Source organism: Streptodolium elevatio, assembly GCF_053592165.1.
The window spans coordinates 144,825-161,642 of sequence record NZ_JBSFVE010000019.1; the positions used below are offsets into that span (position 1 = coordinate 144,825).

Genomic DNA, 16,818 nt, shown 5'->3' on the forward strand with positions numbered 1-16,818 from the left:
GGCAGCCCGGCAACGCCGACTCTCCCTCCCATCGGCCGAACGGAGTCGCTGACTATCCGGAGACAAGTCGACATACGTTTTGATTTTCTCCGGGTACGTCCGGATGTGCCGGGGCGGCCCGTCCGGAGGTCCGTCGACGTGGCGCGATGTGCTGGGTAAGGTCGCGCAATGGCGGAGACGAGGGAGTCGCGGCCCCGGCGATTCGCCCGTCGGGGAAGGAAGTTGGCATTCTGGGCCCGGCACACGCTGCTGCCCTCCGACCGCTTCTTCCTGGTCGCGCTGCTTGCCCTCGTCACCGTGTGCGGCCTGCTGCCGTCGGTCGACGAGGCATGGTTTCCGGTCACGACCCTCGTCGTCCCGCTCTTCGTCGGCGGCCTCGTCCTGCGCATGGCGAGCCTGCTTCTGCTCTACGCGGCGACGGCCGGGGTCCTGGTCGCCTTGGAGCGCGTGCACGGCACCGGGGTCGTACGCCCGGGCGCCGTCGTGGTCGTCGCATTGGTGGCGTTCATGGTCGTGTTCGTCGCACGCAAACGGACCCGGCTCGGCCTCCAAGGCACGCGCGGCGAGACGATGCTCTTCGACCTGCGCGACCGCCTGCGCGCCCACGGCCTGGTGCCCGAACTGCCGCCGCAATGGCACACCGACGTGGTGCTGCGTCCGGCCGGAGGCCAGGCGTTCTCGGGCGACTTCGTGGTGGCCACGCGCGGTCGGCGCGGCGGCCGCACGCTGGAGATAGCCCTCGTCGACGTGTCCGGCAAGGGGCTCGACGCCGGAACCCGGGCACTCCTGCTGTCCGGCGCGTTCGGCGGACTCATCGGATCACTGGCACCGCACGGGTTCCTGCCGGCCGCCAACGACTACCTGCTGCGGCAGGGCTGGGACGAGGGCTTCGCGACCGCCGTGCACGTGGCGATCGACCTGGAGACCGGCGAGTACGAACTGATCTCCGCGGGCCACCCGCCCGGCGCGCACTGGGTCGCTGCGTCCGGCATCTGGGAGGTGCGGGAGGCCGAGGGGCCGCTGCTGGGTGTCATCCCCGGCTCCACGTACGAGGGCGTCAGGGGCGTGCTGGGGCCCGGCGACGCCCTGCTGCTGTTCACCGACGGCATGGTCGAAGTCCCCGGCCAGGACATCAGCGTCGGCATCGACCGGCTCCTGGGCGAGGCGGACAAACTCGTCGCCGACGACTTCGCGGACGGCGCGCGCCGGATCGCCGACTCCGCGAGCGGCAACGTCGCCGACGACCGTGCCGTGGTGCTGATCCGCCGCCACGGCAACCGCTGAGCCGCACGTACCCGCACCGAGGCCGGTTGCCGGACGACCTGCGAGGTCGTCCGGCAACCGGCCTCGGTTGCGTGCGGGGGTACCACCGGGATCACCGGATCAGGCGAGGCGGCTCTCGATCGCGGCGACCAGCGCCGGGTCGTGGGGGTCGGTGGTCGGGCGGAACCGGCCGACGACCGAGCCGTCCGCGGCGACCAGGAACTTCTCGAAGTTCCACTGCACGTCGCCGGCCGCGCCCTCGGCGTCGGCGGTCTCGGTCAGCGCGGCGTACAGCGGGTGGCGGCCGTCGCCGTTGACCTCGATCTTCTCGGTCAGCGGGAACGAGACGCCGTAGGTGGTCGAGCAGAACTCCTGGATCTCCTCCGCGGAGCCGGGCTCCTGCCCCATGAACTGGTTGCAGGGCACGCCCACGACGGTGAAGCCCCGCCCGGCGTACTCCTTCTGGAGCTCCTCCAGGCCCGTGTACTGCGGCGTCAGGCCGCACTTGGACGCGACGTTGACCACCAGCGCGGTCTTGCCGCCGGTCAGGTCGCCGAGGGTGCCGGAGGTGCCGTCGAGGCGGGCGATGGACGTGTCGAGCAGGCTCACAGCCGCTCTCCCTTCCTTGTTTCCCCGGGCGTCAGGTCCGCGAGAACCCGGTCCGGAGGCGGACGAACGGGGGGCGCTCCATTGTCACCCCGAGATCAACGGTGTCACCGGGAGCCCCCGGAGCCGACCGTGCCGACCGTGCCGACCGGGCGCCGACGGGGTCAGCCGGCCGCGCCCCACGCCTCGACCGTACGCCGGAACCCCTCGCGCCACGGAACCGTGCACGGCCCGGTGATCGAGGTGCGCTTGGCGGTGTCCTGGATCTGTCCGCGCAGCGTGCCCGGCTGCTCGACGACCTGGACCTCGGCCGGCTTCCCGGTCAACTCGCCGAAGTACGCCGACCACTCCTGCACGCTGACCGGCTCGTCGCCGCCCCAGTTGACGACGGTCGCGGGCGTGGACGCCGCGGCGAGCAGCGCCTCGGTCTGGCCGTTGATGTCGTCCTGGTGGATCGGGCTGTACATGCAGGGGTCCCAGCGGGTGACCACCGGACGGCCTTCCAGGACCGCGGCCAGGTGGTGGGTCGGCAGGCCGCCGTTGGGGCCGTACGACGCGTTCATGCGGGCGATGGTGACCGGCAGTTCGAAGGCACGGGCGCAGAAGCGGGCCACCGCCTCCTCACCGGTCTTCGAGACGGAGTACGTCGGGGAGTGCACGACGTTGGCGTCGCCCAGTGGGGCGGTCTCCGCGTACACGTGCATCGGGTCCTCGTGGGGGCGCAGCACCGAGGCCGTCGACATCACCAGCGCGGCCTTGGCCTTGCGGCAGTGCTGCAACAGCAGGCCGGTGCCCTCGGCGTTCACCCGGAGCGCCTCGTCGTAGTCCAGACCAGGGGCCTGGAACGTCGCCAGGTGCAGCACGTAGGTGAAGTCCTGCGGAAGCTCGCTGTAGTCCGCCGCGCCGAGGTCCACCGCGCGCGTCGTGACGCCGAGGGCGTCCACCTTCGCGCGGTCGTCCGGGTTGGAGAAGCGGGCGATGCCCCACACCTCGTTGTCCTTGGCCAGGTACTCGGTGAGCGGGAACGCGATCTGCCCCGCCGGGCCGGTGATCAGGATCTTTTCGCCGGACAACATCGAGTGGCCTCCTTCGGGATGTGACGCTTCGTCATATCCGAGATCGGCCACCGAAACCAGGAGGACCCCGGCGTGACGCTCGACGCACCCGCGGTGCGGAGCGCCCTCGGGCCGGCAGGCGAACCTCTACCGCCCGCGGTTCGTGCGGTTCACGCCGGACAGCGACAACTGGACCTCGGCCTGGCTGACGCCGGGGCACACCTACCCGCTCCAATTGGGCGCGTTCGCGTGGTCGGGTGCCGAGAGCGCGTGGGCGCCGGTGGTCTCGGCGACGGCGGTGGCACGTCCGGCAGAGCCCGTCGAACCCAAAGACTAAAGAGCTAAAACGTTGCTCTTTACACGAGTAAGCTGAGGGACTGCTCCCTTTCCGTGGCATCCCACGCAAAGGGAGCGGTCCTGACCACTCGCGTACCTACGTGGAGCCCCCGTGCTGTCCCCCTACAGGCGAATATTCGAAGCGCCCGGAAGCCTCGCGTTCTCCGCGGCCGGGTTCGTCTCACGCATGCCGCTGTCGATGACCGGCATCGGGATCGTCACCATGCTCTCCCAGATGCGCGACTCCTACGGCCTCGCCGGCGCCGTCACCGCGGTGATGATGATCTCCGGTGCGGTCTGCGGCCCCCAGATCTCGCGCCTCGTCGACCGCTTCGGGCAGCGCCGCGTCGCCCTCCCCGCCACCGCCGTGACGCTCTCCGGCGGTGCCGCGCTGCTGATCTGCGCCCGGCTCGAAGCCCCCGACTGGACCCTGTTCGTCGCCGCGATCCCGGTCGGCTGCATGCCCACCTTCGGTTCGATGGTCCGCGCGCGGTGGTCGCACATCTACCGCGGCGACCCGGAACGCCTGCACACCGCCTACTCGTTCGAGTCCGTCGTCGACGAGATGTGCTTCATCCTCGGCCCGATCCTCGCGGTCGGACTGTCCACCGCGGTCTTCCCCGAGGCCGGCGTGTTGGTCTCCGGCACCTTCCTGGCCGTCGGCGCGGTGCTCTTCTGCGCGCAGACCAGGACCGAGCCGCCGGTACGCGCCCCCGACGGCACGAAGCACGGCTCCGCGATCCGCTCGGCCGGACTGCGCGTGCTGGTCCTCACCTACATAGCCACCGGCGCCATCTTCGGCTCCATCGACGTCGTCACAGTCGCCTTCGCCGAGGACGAGGGGCACAAGGCCCTCGCCAGCGTCGCCCTCTCGGTCTACGCCCTCGGCTCCTGCGTCGCGGGCATCGCCTTCGGCATCATGAAGCCCCGCGGCACCGGCGCGGCGCGCTTCCTCACCGGCGTCCTCGTGATGTCCGCCAGCATGGTCCCGCTGCTCTTCGTCACCAACCTGTGGTTCGTCGGCGCCGCCCTCTTCCTCGCGGGCCTGTCCGTAGCGCCGACCATGGTCACCACGATGTCCCTCGTCGGCGACTTCGTCCCGGCCCGCCAGCTCACCGAGGGCATGTCCTGGACCATCACCGGCCTCGCCGTCGGCGTCGCGGCCGGCTCGTCCATCGGCGGCGTGGTGGTGGACGCCCACGGCTCAGCCGCCGGTTACTCCGTCCCGGTCGTCGCCGCGGCCGCCGGCGCCCTCATCGCGCTGGCCGGAAGCCCCTGGCTCCGCCGCCCGACCCCCGGGGACGCAATCGGCCCCGACACCGCGTCTCCGCAGGTCAGGGCCGATATGTCACAGAGCGGATGACGAGAATCGAACTCGCGTAATCAGTTTGGAAGACTGAGGCTCTACCATTGAGCTACATCCGCATGTGCCGCGACGCTCGGCTTTGGGCCGGGCGTCCGGGTATTAGAGTACCGGATCGGCGGGGGCGCGTGCGGGCAGGCACGCGACGAGGCGTTCACCGGGCAGTGCAGACTGTACCGTGGCGTCCTCTAGACTCTTCCGAGCGCCACGGGGCGTAGCGTAGTGGCTAGCGCGCCTGCTTTGGGAGCAGGAGATCGGGAGTTCGAGTCTCCCCGCCCCGACCATGCGTCCTGGTGGCGGAGCCCCCAAGCGCACCGCTACAGACCATTTCCATCTGGCCGGAAGTACCGCCGCCCGCAACAAGGAGACCCAACCGTGAAGAGCGCCGTGGAGACTCTGAACCCCACTCGGGTTCGGCTCACCGTCGAGGTTCCCTCCGAGGAGCTCAAGCCCAGCCTCGATGCGGCGTACAAGAAGATCAGCCAGTCGATCACGGTGCCGGGCTTCCGCAAGGGCAAGATCCCTTCGCGCATCATCGACCAGCGCTTCGGCCGCGAGGCGGTCTTCGTCGAGGCGTTCGACGACATTCTGTCGTCGTCGTACGGCAAGGCCGTCGAGGAGAACGAGCTTCGCGTGCTCGGCCAGCCCGAGGTGACCGAGGTCACCGAGGTCGGCGAGCTGTCCAACGGCGCGGACCTGAAGTTCATCGCCGAGGTGGACACGCGTCCGACCATCGAGGTGCCGGAGTACGAGGGCATCGAGGTGTCCGTCGACGACCTCGCGGTCACCGACGAGGACATCGACGAGCAGATCGACCAGCTCCGCGACCGCTTCGGCTCGCTGAAGGCCGTCGAGCGCGCCGCCGAGAAGGACGACACGGTCGTCATCGACCTCGAGGCGAAGGTCGACGGCGAGGTCCTGGAGGACGGCGTCGCGTCCGGCATGTCGTACGTGGTCGGCAGCGACACCATGATCGACGGCCTGGACGAGGCCGTGACCGGCCTGTCCGCCGGCGAGGAGAAGGCGTTCTCGACCGAGCTCAAGGGCGGCAGCGGCGAGGGCCAGACCGCGGACGTCACGGTCAAGGTCACCGCCGTCAAGACCAAGGAACTTCCCGAGCTGGACGACGACTTCGCGCAGCTCGCGAGCGAGTTCGACACGCTGGACGAGCTCAAGGCCGACATCAAGGGCCGCCTGGAGCACACCAAGGCGCACGACCAGATCAACGACGGCCGCGACAAGGTCCTCGAGAAGCTGCTCGAGCTCGTCGAGGTGCCGCTGCCGGAGAAGGTCGTCGCCGAGGAGATCGACCAGCGCAAGCAGCAGATGGACCAGCAGCTCTCGATGATGGGCGTCACGCTGGACAAGTGGCTGGAGATCCAGGGCCAGACCGCCGAAGCGTACGACGCCGAGCTGCAGGACAGCGTCGCCAAGGGCATGCGGGTGCAGTTCCTCCTCGACGAGATCGTCAAGAAGGAGCAGATCTCGGTCAACCAGGACGAGCTGACCCAGCACCTCATCGCCCGCGCGCAGCAGTCCGGCATGAGCCCGGACCAGTTCGCGCAGCAGGTCATGCAGGCCGGGTACGTCCCGGTGCTGGTCGGCGAGGTCGCCCGCGGCAAGGCGCTGGACGTCATCGCGGCGGCGGCCAAGGCCACCGACGCGTCGGGCAACGAGGTCGACCTGGCCAAGGACCTGCACGCGGGCGACGAGGGTCACGAGCACCACGACCACTGAGCGTCCGAGGACTTCGGGCGGGGGTCGGAGCGGCCGCGGACGACCGCGGCTGATCTGACGCACCGTCCGATCGCTTGAACGCCGGGGCCCGGCCGCTTCCCAGCGGCCGGGCCCCGACGCATTGGGTGCGTCCGCCGGACACGCCCCGGGTACCGCCCGCCCCGGTGCACGGTGTAGCCCATCGGCCCGCGCCCCGCCCGGAAATCGGACCGATGCGCTGTGGGCGAACAGCCCGGCGTCGGGGATGGCCACAGCGGATCAGCGCGTTAGGGTCGCTGTACGAGGGGACACCGCCAGGCGTCCGTGCCGGAACCGGGCAGGACCGGTGCCCCCGCAAAGGTCGACTTCAGGACGGCTCGGGTTGCCGTCGGAAACGAGCAGGTGGATACGTGACGAATCCGCAGATCGTGACTCCGGGACTCGCGGTGCCCGCCATGCGCGCACCTCAGGGCGGTATGGGGCTCGACGACCAGGTCTACAACCGGCTGCTGCGCGAGCGGATCATCTTCCTCGGCGCGCCGGTCGACGACCAGATCGCGAACGCGATCTCGGCGCAGCTGCTGCTGCTCAACGCCGAAGACCCGGACAAGGACATCTCGCTGTACATCAACTCGCCGGGCGGCTCCGTCACGGCGGGTATGGCGATCTACGACACCATGCAGTTCATCAGCAACGACGTGTCGACCGTCGCGATGGGACTGGCGGCCTCGATGGGCCAGTTCCTGCTGACGGCCGGTGCGCCGGGCAAGCGCATCGCGCTGGCCAACACCGAGATCCTCATGCACCAGCCCTCCGCGGGCCTCGGCGGTGCCGCGTCGGACATCCGCATCCAGGCCGCGCAGCTGCTGCGCCTGAAGAAGCGCATGGCCGAGCTGATCGCCGAGCACTCCGGGCGCACCTACGAGGAGATCGAGCGCGACTCGGACCGCGACCGCTGGTTCACCGCCGGCGAGGCCAAGGATTACGGTCTGGTCGACCACGTGGTCACCAGCGCCCGCGAGGTCCCGACCAACGGCAGCGCCAGCTGATCCGCCGGCGACAACCCGCAGCCGAGTCAACCAGCATTGCCGTCCGGAGGATCTGAACCCATGACCGACCTGTCCTTCCCCACCCCGAGGCCGGACGCCCAGTCGCTTTTCACCGGGCGTCCCGACGGCCGTTACATCGTCCCGCAGTTCGAGGAGCGCACCTCCCAGGGGATCAAGCGGTACGACCCCTACGCCAAGCTCTTCGAAGAGCGCATCATCTTCCTCGGCGTCCAGATCGACGACACGTCCGCCAACGACGTGATGGCCCAGCTGCTCACGCTGGAGTCGATGGACCCGGACCGCGACATCTCGATCTACATCAACTCGCCCGGCGGCTCGTTCACCGCGCTGACCGCCATCTACGACACGATGCAGTTCGTGCGCCCCGACATCCAGACGGTGTGCATGGGCCAGGCGGCCTCGGCCGCCGCGGTGCTGCTCGCGGCCGGCACGGCCGGCAAGCGAATGGCGCTGCCGAACTCCCGCATTCTCATCCACCAGCCGTACAGTGAAACTGGGCGTGCGCAGGTTTCCGACCTGGAGATCCAGGCCAACGAGATCATGCGCATGCGCACGCTGCTGGAGGACATGCTTTCCAAGCACAGCAATCGTCCGATCGAACAGGTCCGCGAGGACATCGAGCGGGACAAGATCCTCACCGCCGAAGAGGCGCTGGCGTACGGCCTCATCGACGAGATCACCTCCCCGCGGAAGTCCCCCCGGTCGACCGGATGACGGCGGCATCGGCCGGTCGGGAGTGTCGCGACCGGCCGATGGACCCTCTCCCGAGGGGGGCGTTCGCGGTTCGAGGGGGCACCGGCCCCTCAAAATGACCGCGGACGGGCCAAAACCAGGGGATGGGCGTTTGCGGCGGGGTACCGTCGAAAGACCAGGCACCAGGTCCGGTTCCTACCGGGGCCCAGGCGAAGGAGATGCACCTCGTGGCACGCATCGGTGACGGTGGCGATCTGCTCAAGTGCTCGTTCTGCGGTAAGAGCCAGAAGCAGGTGAAGAAGCTCATTGCCGGTCCGGGTGTGTACATCTGCGACGAGTGCATCGACCTGTGCAACGAGATCATCGAGGAGGAACTCTCCGAGTCCTCCGAGCTGAAGTTCGAGGAACTCCCCAAGCCACGGGAGATCTGCGAATTCCTGGACGGGTACGTGGTGGGCCAGGAGGTCGCCAAGAAGGCGCTCTCCGTGGCGGTCTACAACCACTACAAGCGCGTCCAGGCCGGCGAGAGCGCCAAGGGCGGCGGCCGCGACGACGGCGTGGAGCTGGCGAAGTCCAACATCCTGCTGCTCGGCCCCACCGGCTGCGGCAAGACGCTGCTGGCCCAGACGCTGGCCCGGATGTTGAACGTCCCCTTCGCCATCGCCGACGCGACGGCGCTCACCGAGGCCGGCTATGTCGGCGAGGACGTCGAGAACATCCTGCTCAAGCTGATCCAGGCCGCCGACTACGACGTCAAGAAGGCCGAGACCGGGATCATCTACATCGACGAGGTCGACAAGATCGCCCGCAAGAGCGAGAACCCGTCGATCACGCGCGACGTCTCCGGCGAGGGCGTGCAGCAGGCACTGCTCAAGATCCTGGAGGGCACCACCGCGAGCGTCCCGCCGCAGGGCGGCCGCAAGCACCCGCACCAGGAGTTCATCCAGATCGACACGACGAACGTCCTGTTCATCGTGGGCGGCGCGTTCGCCGGTCTGGAGCGCATCATCGAGGGCCGGGTCGGCAAGAAGGGCATCGGCTTCGGCGCCCAGATCCGCTCGAAGCGCGACATCGACATCGCCGACGCGTTCGGCGAGGTCATGCCGGAGGACCTGCTCAAGTACGGCATGATCCCCGAGTTCATCGGCCGCCTCCCGGTGCTGACCTCGGTGCACAACCTGGACCGCGAGGCGCTCATCTCGATCCTCACGGAGCCGAAGAACGCGCTGGTGAAGCAGTACCGGCGGTTGTTCGAACTCGACGGTGTGGAGCTGGACTTCGAGATGGAGGCGCTGGAGGCCATCGCCGACCAGGCGATCCTGCGGGGCACCGGCGCCCGCGGCCTGCGCGCCATCATGGAAGAGGTCCTGATGTCGGTGATGTACGAGGTGCCGTCCCGCAAGGACATCGCCCGCGTCGTCATCACCCACGACGTCGTCCTCAAGCACGTCAACCCGACGCTGGTGCCGCGCGAGATCGTCAAGCGCGAGCGGCGCGACAAGAGCGCCTGAGCCCACTTCGCGACAAGGCCCCGCATCCCGGCGACCGGGATGCGGGGCTTCTGTGTGTCTGCCGCGCTGTGCTCCTTGCCTTGTGCTTCTTGCGCTGCGCCCTGTGCTCCGTGCACTGTGCGCTGTGCTCCTTGAGCTGTGCGCTATGCGCTTTCGGTCGGCAAGCCGGCCGCGACCCAGTCCTCGATGCCCTCGCGGTACTTGCGGACGTCCGCGTACCCGAGCCGGACCAGCGCGTCGGCGACCTGGCCGCTATTCGGGCAGGCGGGGTTGCTGCAGTAGGTGACGACGGGCCGGGTGCGGTCGGGTAGCCGCTCGGCCGCCCGCTCGGCGACTTCGGTGGGGTGCAGCGGTATCGCGCCGGGGAGGTGCTGTTTGGCGTGGTACTCGCCGCCGAGTGCGTCGACGAGGGTCACCGCGTCGTCGGCGATCGCCGCGCGCAGCTCGTCACGGGTGATCAATGCGGTCATGGCTGGACGCCTCCAGTGAAGTGGACTATGGTCCGGTTGTGCCCGATGAACTTAACGGACCGCAGTCCGCTTCGTCAATGCGTGGGCGCGACGCCGCCGACGCCGCCGCGCCGACCACGCTGTCCGTCGCGTCCGTCACCTCCGGCCCGCCGCGCCGCGAGCGGGCGGACGCGGCCCGCAATCGCCGCCGCATCCTGGACGCCGCGGGGGAGTTGTTCGCCGCACACGGCGTCGAGAACGTGAGCATGGACGCCGTCGCGGCGGCCTCCGGCGTGGGGAAGGGCACGCTGTTCCGGCGCTTCGGCGATCGCGCCGGGCTGGCCGCGGCGCTGCTCGACGAGCGCGAGTCGGTGCTCCAGGAGGCGATCCTGCGGGGCCCGGCCCCGCTCGGGCCGGGGGAGGTAGGCGACGAGCCGGACCCCGCCGACCGGGCGGAGGCGTTCGTCCGGGCGTACCTGGACTACGCGTTCGACAACCTTGAGCTGGTACGCGCCTCCGAGACCGCGTCACCGGGCGCCCGCTACCGCATCGGCGCCTACCGGTTCTGGCGGCACCACCTCACCCTGCTGATGACCGCAGGAGGACACCCGCCGCAGACCGCCGAACTGCTCGCCGAGGCGCTGCTCGCGCCGCTCGGCGCGGACCAGTTGACGGCGCAACGGGCCGAGGGCCGCGAGCCGGCCGCCATCGCGGACGCGGTGGCCTGGCAGGCGCGCCGGATCACCCGCGCATAGCGGTCGGCGGTCAGCGGTTGGCCGCGCCCCGCCCAGCCGTGGCGGCGTGCCTCGCCTGCCGAAAAGAACGTGCCGTCAGCCGTGTGCTGCCGGTCGTGTCCGTTCACCCCTCGCCGCGCGACCCGGCGAGGTAGATGCCTTCCATCCGCGCCACGAGGCCCGCAATCGTGTCGGTGCTGCTGCCGAAGAGCATGCGTGTGTCGTCGCCCCACAGGCACACGACGGAGCGCGGCCCGGTCCAGCAGCGCACGAGGCCGGGCTGCCGCCACAGGCCTGCGGGCAGATCGCTCTCGACGGCGGCCTCCGACGCGGGCACGAAGTCCCGTACGAAGTCGGTGGGCTCGACGTCTCGGCGCACACCGGTCGAGAAGAGCGTCCCGTCCGAACTCCGGCTCTCCTGGTAGACCATCGTGCGCACCTCGTCGAAGTCACGGGCGAACGCACCGGTGATGTCCTGGACGGAGGGCGGCGCTTCGTCGTCCGGTACGCCCGGCACCCCGCCGACCGACGACGGCAGCGCGAACGGCTCCGCCACCGCGGCCGGCCGGGAGGCGCCGGGCGACACCCCGCTGCCCCCCGGGGCCGGGGCGGGAGCCGTCGCCGCGGCGGAGCGGGCGGGCGCGGATTGCTCGCGCCCCGACTTGTCGTCGTCGCCGCCGAGCACGACGAACAGGATCACCACCGCGGCGGCGACCACCACCAGGGCTCCGCCGATGCCGGCGACGAGCGCGGTCCTGGCCGCGGACGTGCGGCGCGGCGGTACCGGGAACTGGTATCCGGGCGGGCCGTACGGCTGCTGCCCGGGAATCTGGGACACACCCCCGGGCGGAAGCGCGGGACCGAACGCGGGGCCGAACGCGGCGCCGTACGACGGACCGTACGCGGATGGTGTGGCAGGGGACGGGAACCCGGGCGCGGGCTCGACAGGAACTCCCTGCGTGACAGGACTGACAGGCCCGACAGGCCCGGCGGCCCCCGCGGGTGGCTGCGCGGGCGGCTCCGCGGGCATGACCCAAGTCCGGGGCAGCGGCGGTGGCCCCGGATCCGTCGGCGGCGGCACGGCAGGAGGCTGCGCGGGGGCCCCGGACGGGCCGTCCGCTCCGGTCCCGGGGTGGAACTCGGGCGACGGCGAGCCGTCCTCACGGCGTTCGGGCCAACCCCCGTGGTCAGTGCTCATGGGCCTCGCGGCGCGCGCGGTGCCCGCGGCGCGCCGCACCTCCTCTCGCGACGGCGGGCACCGCACCGGTTCCGGTGACCGCTTGCCCGATACGTTTGTCCGAGGCGTCGGTGCCAAATATCTGCCGCCACGCCTGTCAGCTGCTTCTGTCACCTACGTCTGCCAGATACGTGCCCGCTAACGCGCGTTCGTCACCGCCGCCCGCATGTCCCGTGTGGTCCTGGCGAGTTCGTCCTGCGAATCGACGTTGTCGGCCCCCGCGAGGGCGAGGACCGAGCCCACGCTGTTGTCATCGGCCCACACGCACATTTCGAGTGTCAGGTTCTGCCTCGGATACTCGACCGGATGGCACTGCAGGAGGCCGCCGAGCGGTCCCGCGTCCTGGCGCCGTACAGCAGCGGGGGCCACGCGGGCGTCGGATGCCCGGAGTTCCTCGTAGAACCGGTCCAGCTTGTCCTGTGCGGCACCGGAGCGCCGGTCCGCCGCGACGACCACGATGACGTCCGCGCGCACCGCGCCGGCGCGTCCGTACGCGCCGGCCTCGCCCCTGCCGCCCAACGCCCTTCGCACTGCGGCGAGATCGACCGCGTCGTCCATGCGCGCCAGGCCCGCGGCGTCGGCGGGCAGCCGCGGCGGGGGCGGCTCGCCGCCTTCGGTGAGCCCGCCGATGAGGGCGACCGCTCCGATGACCGCGGCGACGGCCGCGGCCAGTCCGGCGAGCGCGAGCAGGGCGGAGCGCCGGGAAATCCCGGCGGCGCCGCGGCCCGTCGGCGGGACCGCGCCCTCGTGCGTCACGAACACCTCTGGCAGACACGCAAATGCGGACAGGCGGTCGCCTGCACGCTACCGCGCGGAGAGCGGCGGGCGCCTGCGCGTCCCCCGAACGTGCGGGGGCGCGTAGGCGCCCGATGCCGTGGTTGGCCGCGTCGACCGGTCCGCCGGCTCACCGGTCCGCCCGAACGGGTTACTTCTCCAGATCGGTGCGCATCTCCACGAGCTTCTTCGCCGCCGCGTCCGCGGATAGCTTGTCGAAGTACGCGACCGCGACGGTGTTGTTGTCCGACCACGCGCAGATGGCCGCCGGGTACGCGTCCTGCGCCGGCATGCACTCGACCGTGCCGCCCAGCGGGCCCGGGGCGTACGTCTTCATCGTGACGCCCTCCGGAACGCTGCCGCCGTCCCCGTTCACGTAGTCGATCATGCCGCGGACCATGTGCTCCACGCGCTTGCCGTCAGTCGTGGCGAGCCCGTCGACGCCCACGAAGAGCACTTCGCGCGGGCTGGTCGGCGTCTTGCCGTACGCGACCACGACGAGGTTGTTCTCGTCGGTCATCTCTCCCGGGTCGACCGGCACGTCCGAGGGCGCGCCGTCGCCGACCAGGCGCTCGTAGCCGCCGGTACGCGCGGCCGACACCAGGACGCGCGGCCCGGACTTGCCGCCCGAGTCGGGGGACGCGGCCCCGGTCGGCGTCTTCGTCCCGCCGGGCTTCTTGCCGGTCGCGTCCGTCGCGCCCGGAGACGCGGCCGGGGAACTGCCGGGATCCGAGGCGTCCGCCGAGGGCGCCGATCCGGACGGCTCGGCCGAGATCGTGGGCGTGCCCTCGGCCTTGTCCTTGTCATCGCCGGGCATTTCACATGCGGTCAGCGCGAGCGTGCCCAGCATCGCGGCGGCGAGCACACGCGTGGAGACACGAATGGACGTACGAGCAGACGTACGAGTGGCAGTACGAGCAAACGTACGAGTGGAAATGCGAGTGCGCACAGGGTCCCCCCAAGGACGAGTCCGGTGCCGGATCCGCCCGGCGTCCTCCCCATGGCCCCCCAGGGTCGGCCGCCTGTCCGGCTCGGCTCCGAACATTAGCGCTCCGACCAGGTGTTTTCCTTACCGAGGCAGGCCGGTGACAGCACGGTGACAAACCGGTGACGCCGACGCCGTGCCCGCTGTGTCCGTGCGGTGCCGAAGAGGGGGTCCGCCTTCCGTAGACTTGGGTGCTGTGACCGAGACTTCTTCCTCCGCAGCCGCTGCCGAAGCGCAGACCCTCTCGTCCCAGTACGCCCCTGCCGAGGTAGAGGCCAAGCTGTACGAGCGCTGGGTAGCCGCGGGCTACTTCGAAGCCGATGCGAAGAGCACGAAGCCGGCCTACACGATCGTCATCCCGCCGCCCAACGTCACCGGATCGCTGCACCTCGGCCACGCCTTCGAGCACACGCTGATCGACAGCCTGACGCGCCGCAAGCGCATGCAGGGCTACGAGACGCTGTGGCAGCCCGGCATGGACCACGCCGGTATCGCGACGCAGAACGTCGTCGAGCGCGAGCTCGCCAAGGAGGGCCTGTCCCGCCACGACCTCGGCCGTGAGGCGTTCGTCGAGCGCGTGTGGCAGTGGAAGGACGAGTCGGGCGGCAAGATCCTCGGGCAGATGCGTCGCCTCGGTGACGGCGTCGACTGGCGCCGCGAGCGCTTCACGATGGACGAGGGCCTGTCGCGCGCCGTCCAGACGATCTTCAAGAACCTGTTCGACGACGGCCTGATCTACCGGGCCGAGCGCATCATCAACTGGTGTCCGCGCTGCCTGACCGCGATCTCCGACATCGAGGTCGAGTACCAGGACGACGAGGGCGAGCTCGTCTCGATCCGCTACGGCAGCGGTGCCGACGCCATCGTCGTGGCGACCACGCGCGCCGAGACGATGCTCGGCGACACCGCCGTCGCGGTCCACCCGAACGACGAGCGCTACCGCCACCTGGTCGGCACCGAGATCGAACTGCCGCTCACCGGCCGCCGCATCCCGATCGTCGCGGACGAGCACGTCGACCCCGAGTTCGGCACCGGCGCGGTCAAGGTGACGCCCGCCCACGACCCGAACGACTTCGAGATCGGCCGGCGCCACGACCTGCCGTCGATCACCGTCCTCGACGAGCGGGCCGTCATCACCGCGCACGGCCCGTTCCAGGGGCTCGACCGCTTCGAGGCCCGCTCGGCGATCGTCGCCGCGCTGCGTGCCGACGGCCGCATCGTCGCCGAGAAGCGCCCGTACACGCACTCCGTCGGGCACTGCTCGCGCTGCAAGACCACCGTCGAGCCGCGCCAGTCGATGCAGTGGTGGGTCAAGGTCGGCCCGCTCGCACAGGCGGCCGGCGACGCGGTGCGCGACGGCCGCGTCGCGATCCACCCCAAGGAGATGGAGGCCCGCTACTTCGGCTGGGTCGACAACCTGCACGACTGGTGCATCTCGCGCCAGCTGTGGTGGGGCCACCGCATCCCGGTCTGGTACGGCCCGAACGGCGAGGTCGTCTGCGTCGGCCCGGACGACGAGGCGCCGTCCGGGGAGGGCTGGCACCAGGACCACGACGTCCTCGACACGTGGTTCTCGTCGGGCCTGTGGCCGTTCTCCACGCTCGGGTGGCCCGAGCAGACCGCCGACATGGAGAAGTTCTTCCCCACGTCGGTCCTGGTCACCGGTTACGACATCCTGTTCTTCTGGGTCGCCCGCATGATGATGTTCGGGCTGTACGCGATGGACGGCACTCCGCCGTTCCACACCATCGCGCTGCACGGCATGGTCCGCGACCAGTTCGGCAAGAAGATGTCGAAGTCGTTCGGCAACGCGGTCGACCCGCTCGAGTGGATGGACGCGTACGGCACCGACGCGCTGCGCTTCACCCTCGCCCGCGGCGCCAACCCGGGCACCGACGTCCCGATCGGCGAGGACTGGGTCCAGGGGTCGCGCAACTTCTGCAACAAGGTCTGGAACGCGACACGGTTCGCGCTCATGAACGGCGCCACGGTCGAGGGCCCGCTGCCGCCCGCCGAGGAGCTGTCCACCGTCGACCGGTGGATCCTCTCGCGGCTGGACGCGACCGTCGCCGAGGTCGACGCGCTGTACGAGGACTACCAGTTCGCGAAGCTGACCGACGCCCTCTTCCACTTCGCGTGGGACGAGGTCTTCGACTGGTACGTCGAGCTGTCCAAGATCACCCTCCAGGCGGGCGGCGCCCCGGCCGCGGCGACCCGGCGTGTCCTCGGCCACGTCCTCGACGTGACGCTCCGCCTGCTGCACCCGATCATCCCGTTCGTCACCGAGGCGCTGTGGACGGCGCTGACCGGCGGGGAGTCGCTGGTGGTCGCCGAGTGGCCGCAGCCGGCCGACCGCCGCGACCCGGCCGCCGAGGCCGAGGTGACGACGCTTCAGCAGGTCGTCACCGAGGTCCGCCGCTTCCGTGGGGACCAGGGCCTCAAGCCGGGCCAGAAGGTCCCGGCGCGGCTCACCCTCGGCGGCACCGCGCTCGCCGCGCACGAGGCGCCGATCCGTACGCTCGCCCGACTCGAACCGGACGGCGAAGGCTTCGCCGCCACCACGTCGTTCCCGATCGCGGGCGCGCTGGTCGAGCTGGACCTGTCCGGCGCGATCGACGTGGCCGCCGAGCGACGCCGTCTGGAGAAGGACCGCGGGGCGGCCGAGAAGGTCAAGGAGCAGTGCACGAAGAAGCTCGCCAACGAGGGCTTCCTGAGCAAGGCGTCGGCCGAGGTCGTCGCCAAGGTGCGCGGCCAACTGGAGACCGCCGAGGCCGACATCGCGCGCATCGCCGGGCAGCTCGACCGGCTGCCCAAGGTCTGACGGAAACGCCGTGCTCTGTGCGGACGGCCCTCCGGCGGGGGCGAACGGGCCGTCCGCACAAGGCGCACAGGGCGCACGCGGCACACGAGGACAACAAGGCGCGCAAGCCGTCCGAGCGGCAAGCCGCCGGAGGGCGGCGCACCACCCGATGGCAGCGCACCGCCCGACCACGACGAACCACCCGATCACGACGAACCCGGTGACC

General features: G+C 70.5%; 15 protein-coding genes and 2 tRNA genes. 10 read left to right on the top strand and 7 right to left on the bottom strand.

Annotated features, from left to right (window positions below):
- Positions 1-222 precede the first annotated feature (222 nt).
- Positions 223-1,284 (top strand): PP2C family protein-serine/threonine phosphatase, encoded by a 1,062-nt coding sequence (locus ACWD12_RS30075; protein WP_450102189.1) that lies wholly within the window; start codon positions 223-225, stop codon positions 1,282-1,284.
- 99 nt (positions 1,285-1,383) lie between these two features.
- On the opposite strand, the gene ACWD12_RS30080 is transcribed toward ACWD12_RS30075, so the two are convergent.
- Both ACWD12_RS30080 and ACWD12_RS30085 read right to left on the bottom strand, forming a co-directional pair.
- Positions 1,384-1,872: a glutathione peroxidase gene (locus tag ACWD12_RS30080; RefSeq protein WP_450102190.1), complete on the bottom strand. Its 489-nt coding sequence runs from the start codon at positions 1,870-1,872 to the stop codon at positions 1,384-1,386.
- A 161-nt stretch (positions 1,873-2,033) separates the two neighbouring features.
- Positions 2,034-2,945, bottom strand: coding sequence for an NAD-dependent epimerase/dehydratase family protein (locus ACWD12_RS30085; protein ID WP_450102191.1), 912 nt, complete (start codon positions 2,943-2,945; stop codon positions 2,034-2,036).
- 142 nt (positions 2,946-3,087) lie between these two features.
- On the opposite strand from ACWD12_RS30085, the gene ACWD12_RS30090 reads away from it, so the two are divergent.
- Entirely contained in the window at positions 3,088-3,261 is a 174-nt protein-coding gene (locus ACWD12_RS30090) for a hypothetical protein (protein ID WP_450102192.1), read from the top strand.
- Between the two features lie 111 nt (positions 3,262-3,372).
- On the top strand, positions 3,373-4,623 hold the full coding sequence (locus ACWD12_RS30095) for an MFS transporter (protein ID WP_450102193.1): 1,251 nt from the start codon (positions 3,373-3,375) through the stop codon (positions 4,621-4,623).
- On the opposite strand, the gene ACWD12_RS30100 is transcribed toward ACWD12_RS30095, so the two are convergent.
- Positions 4,615-4,685 (bottom strand) — tRNA-Gly (locus ACWD12_RS30100). The genes ACWD12_RS30095 and ACWD12_RS30100 overlap by 9 nt on opposite strands.
- A 146-nt stretch (positions 4,686-4,831) precedes the next feature.
- Here ACWD12_RS30100 and ACWD12_RS30105 point away from each other — a divergent pair.
- The 5 genes from ACWD12_RS30105 (at position 4,832) to clpX (ending at position 9,613) form a co-directional block, all read left to right on the top strand.
- Positions 4,832-4,907 (top strand) — tRNA-Pro (locus tag ACWD12_RS30105).
- Positions 4,908-4,998: 91 nt separating this feature from the next.
- Positions 4,999-6,360 (top strand): trigger factor, encoded by a 1,362-nt coding sequence (gene tig / locus ACWD12_RS30110; RefSeq protein WP_358356676.1) that lies wholly within the window; start codon positions 4,999-5,001, stop codon positions 6,358-6,360.
- 434 nt (positions 6,361-6,794) lie between these two features.
- A complete protein-coding gene (locus ACWD12_RS30115) occupies positions 6,795-7,388 on the top strand; it encodes an ATP-dependent Clp protease proteolytic subunit (RefSeq protein WP_358356737.1) in 594 nt (197 codons plus the stop codon).
- Positions 7,389-7,448: 60 nt separating this feature from the next.
- Positions 7,449-8,123 carry an ATP-dependent Clp protease proteolytic subunit gene (locus ACWD12_RS30120; RefSeq protein ID WP_358356678.1) on the top strand — a complete coding sequence of 225 codons (675 nt, stop codon included), beginning with the start codon at positions 7,449-7,451 and terminating at the stop codon, positions 8,121-8,123.
- Positions 8,124-8,329: 206 nt separating this feature from the next.
- Complete coding sequence (gene clpX / locus ACWD12_RS30125) at positions 8,330-9,613, top strand: ATP-dependent Clp protease ATP-binding subunit ClpX (RefSeq protein WP_358356680.1); 1,284 nt, start codon at positions 8,330-8,332, stop codon at positions 9,611-9,613.
- A gap of 143 nt (positions 9,614-9,756) precedes the next feature.
- Here clpX and ACWD12_RS30130 read toward each other — a convergent pair whose 3' ends face one another.
- Positions 9,757-10,083 (bottom strand): rhodanese-like domain-containing protein, encoded by a 327-nt coding sequence (locus ACWD12_RS30130; protein WP_450102194.1) that lies wholly within the window; start codon positions 10,081-10,083, stop codon positions 9,757-9,759.
- 77 nt (positions 10,084-10,160) lie between these two features.
- Between ACWD12_RS30130 and ACWD12_RS30135 the strand changes: the two genes are divergently transcribed.
- Positions 10,161-10,817, top strand: a complete 657-nt coding sequence (locus ACWD12_RS30135; RefSeq protein ID WP_450102195.1) for a TetR/AcrR family transcriptional regulator — start codon at positions 10,161-10,163, stop codon at positions 10,815-10,817.
- A 103-nt stretch (positions 10,818-10,920) separates the two neighbouring features.
- Here ACWD12_RS30135 and ACWD12_RS30140 read toward each other — a convergent pair whose 3' ends face one another.
- The 3 genes from ACWD12_RS30140 to ACWD12_RS30150 all read right to left on the bottom strand — a co-directional run bounded on the left by ACWD12_RS30140 (position 10,921) and on the right by ACWD12_RS30150 (position 13,672).
- Positions 10,921-11,634, bottom strand: a complete 714-nt coding sequence (locus ACWD12_RS30140; protein ID WP_450102196.1) for a hypothetical protein — start codon at positions 11,632-11,634, stop codon at positions 10,921-10,923.
- Positions 11,635-12,171: 537 nt separating this feature from the next.
- A complete protein-coding gene (locus ACWD12_RS30145; protein ID WP_450102197.1) occupies positions 12,172-12,789 on the bottom strand; it encodes a hypothetical protein in 618 nt (205 codons plus the stop codon).
- Positions 12,790-12,958: 169 nt separating this feature from the next.
- Complete coding sequence (locus ACWD12_RS30150) at positions 12,959-13,672, bottom strand: hypothetical protein (RefSeq protein WP_450102198.1); 714 nt, start codon at positions 13,670-13,672, stop codon at positions 12,959-12,961.
- A gap of 316 nt (positions 13,673-13,988) precedes the next feature.
- Here ACWD12_RS30150 and ACWD12_RS30155 point away from each other — a divergent pair, with 316 nt between their 5' ends.
- On the top strand, positions 13,989-16,613 hold the full coding sequence (locus ACWD12_RS30155) for a valine--tRNA ligase (protein ID WP_450102199.1): 2,625 nt from the start codon (positions 13,989-13,991) through the stop codon (positions 16,611-16,613).
- Positions 16,614-16,818: the final 205 nt, after the last annotated feature.

Bases quoted from the DNA above. Each gene is read 5' to 3' on its own strand.
- ACWD12_RS30085 (WP_450102191.1), bottom strand. From the start codon at position 2,945: ATGTTGTCCGGCGAAAAGATCCTGATCACCGGCCCGGCGGGGCAGATC.
- ACWD12_RS30115 (WP_358356737.1), top strand. From the start codon at position 6,795: ATGCGCGCACCTCAGGGCGGTATGGGGCTCGACGACCAGGTCTACAAC.
- ACWD12_RS30120 (WP_358356678.1), top strand. From the start codon at position 7,449: ATGACCGACCTGTCCTTCCCCACCCCGAGGCCGGACGCCCAGTCGCTT.
- ACWD12_RS30130 (WP_450102194.1), bottom strand. From the start codon at position 10,083: ATGACCGCATTGATCACCCGTGACGAGCTGCGCGCGGCGATCGCCGAC.
- ACWD12_RS30135 (WP_450102195.1), top strand. From the start codon at position 10,161: ATGCGTGGGCGCGACGCCGCCGACGCCGCCGCGCCGACCACGCTGTCC.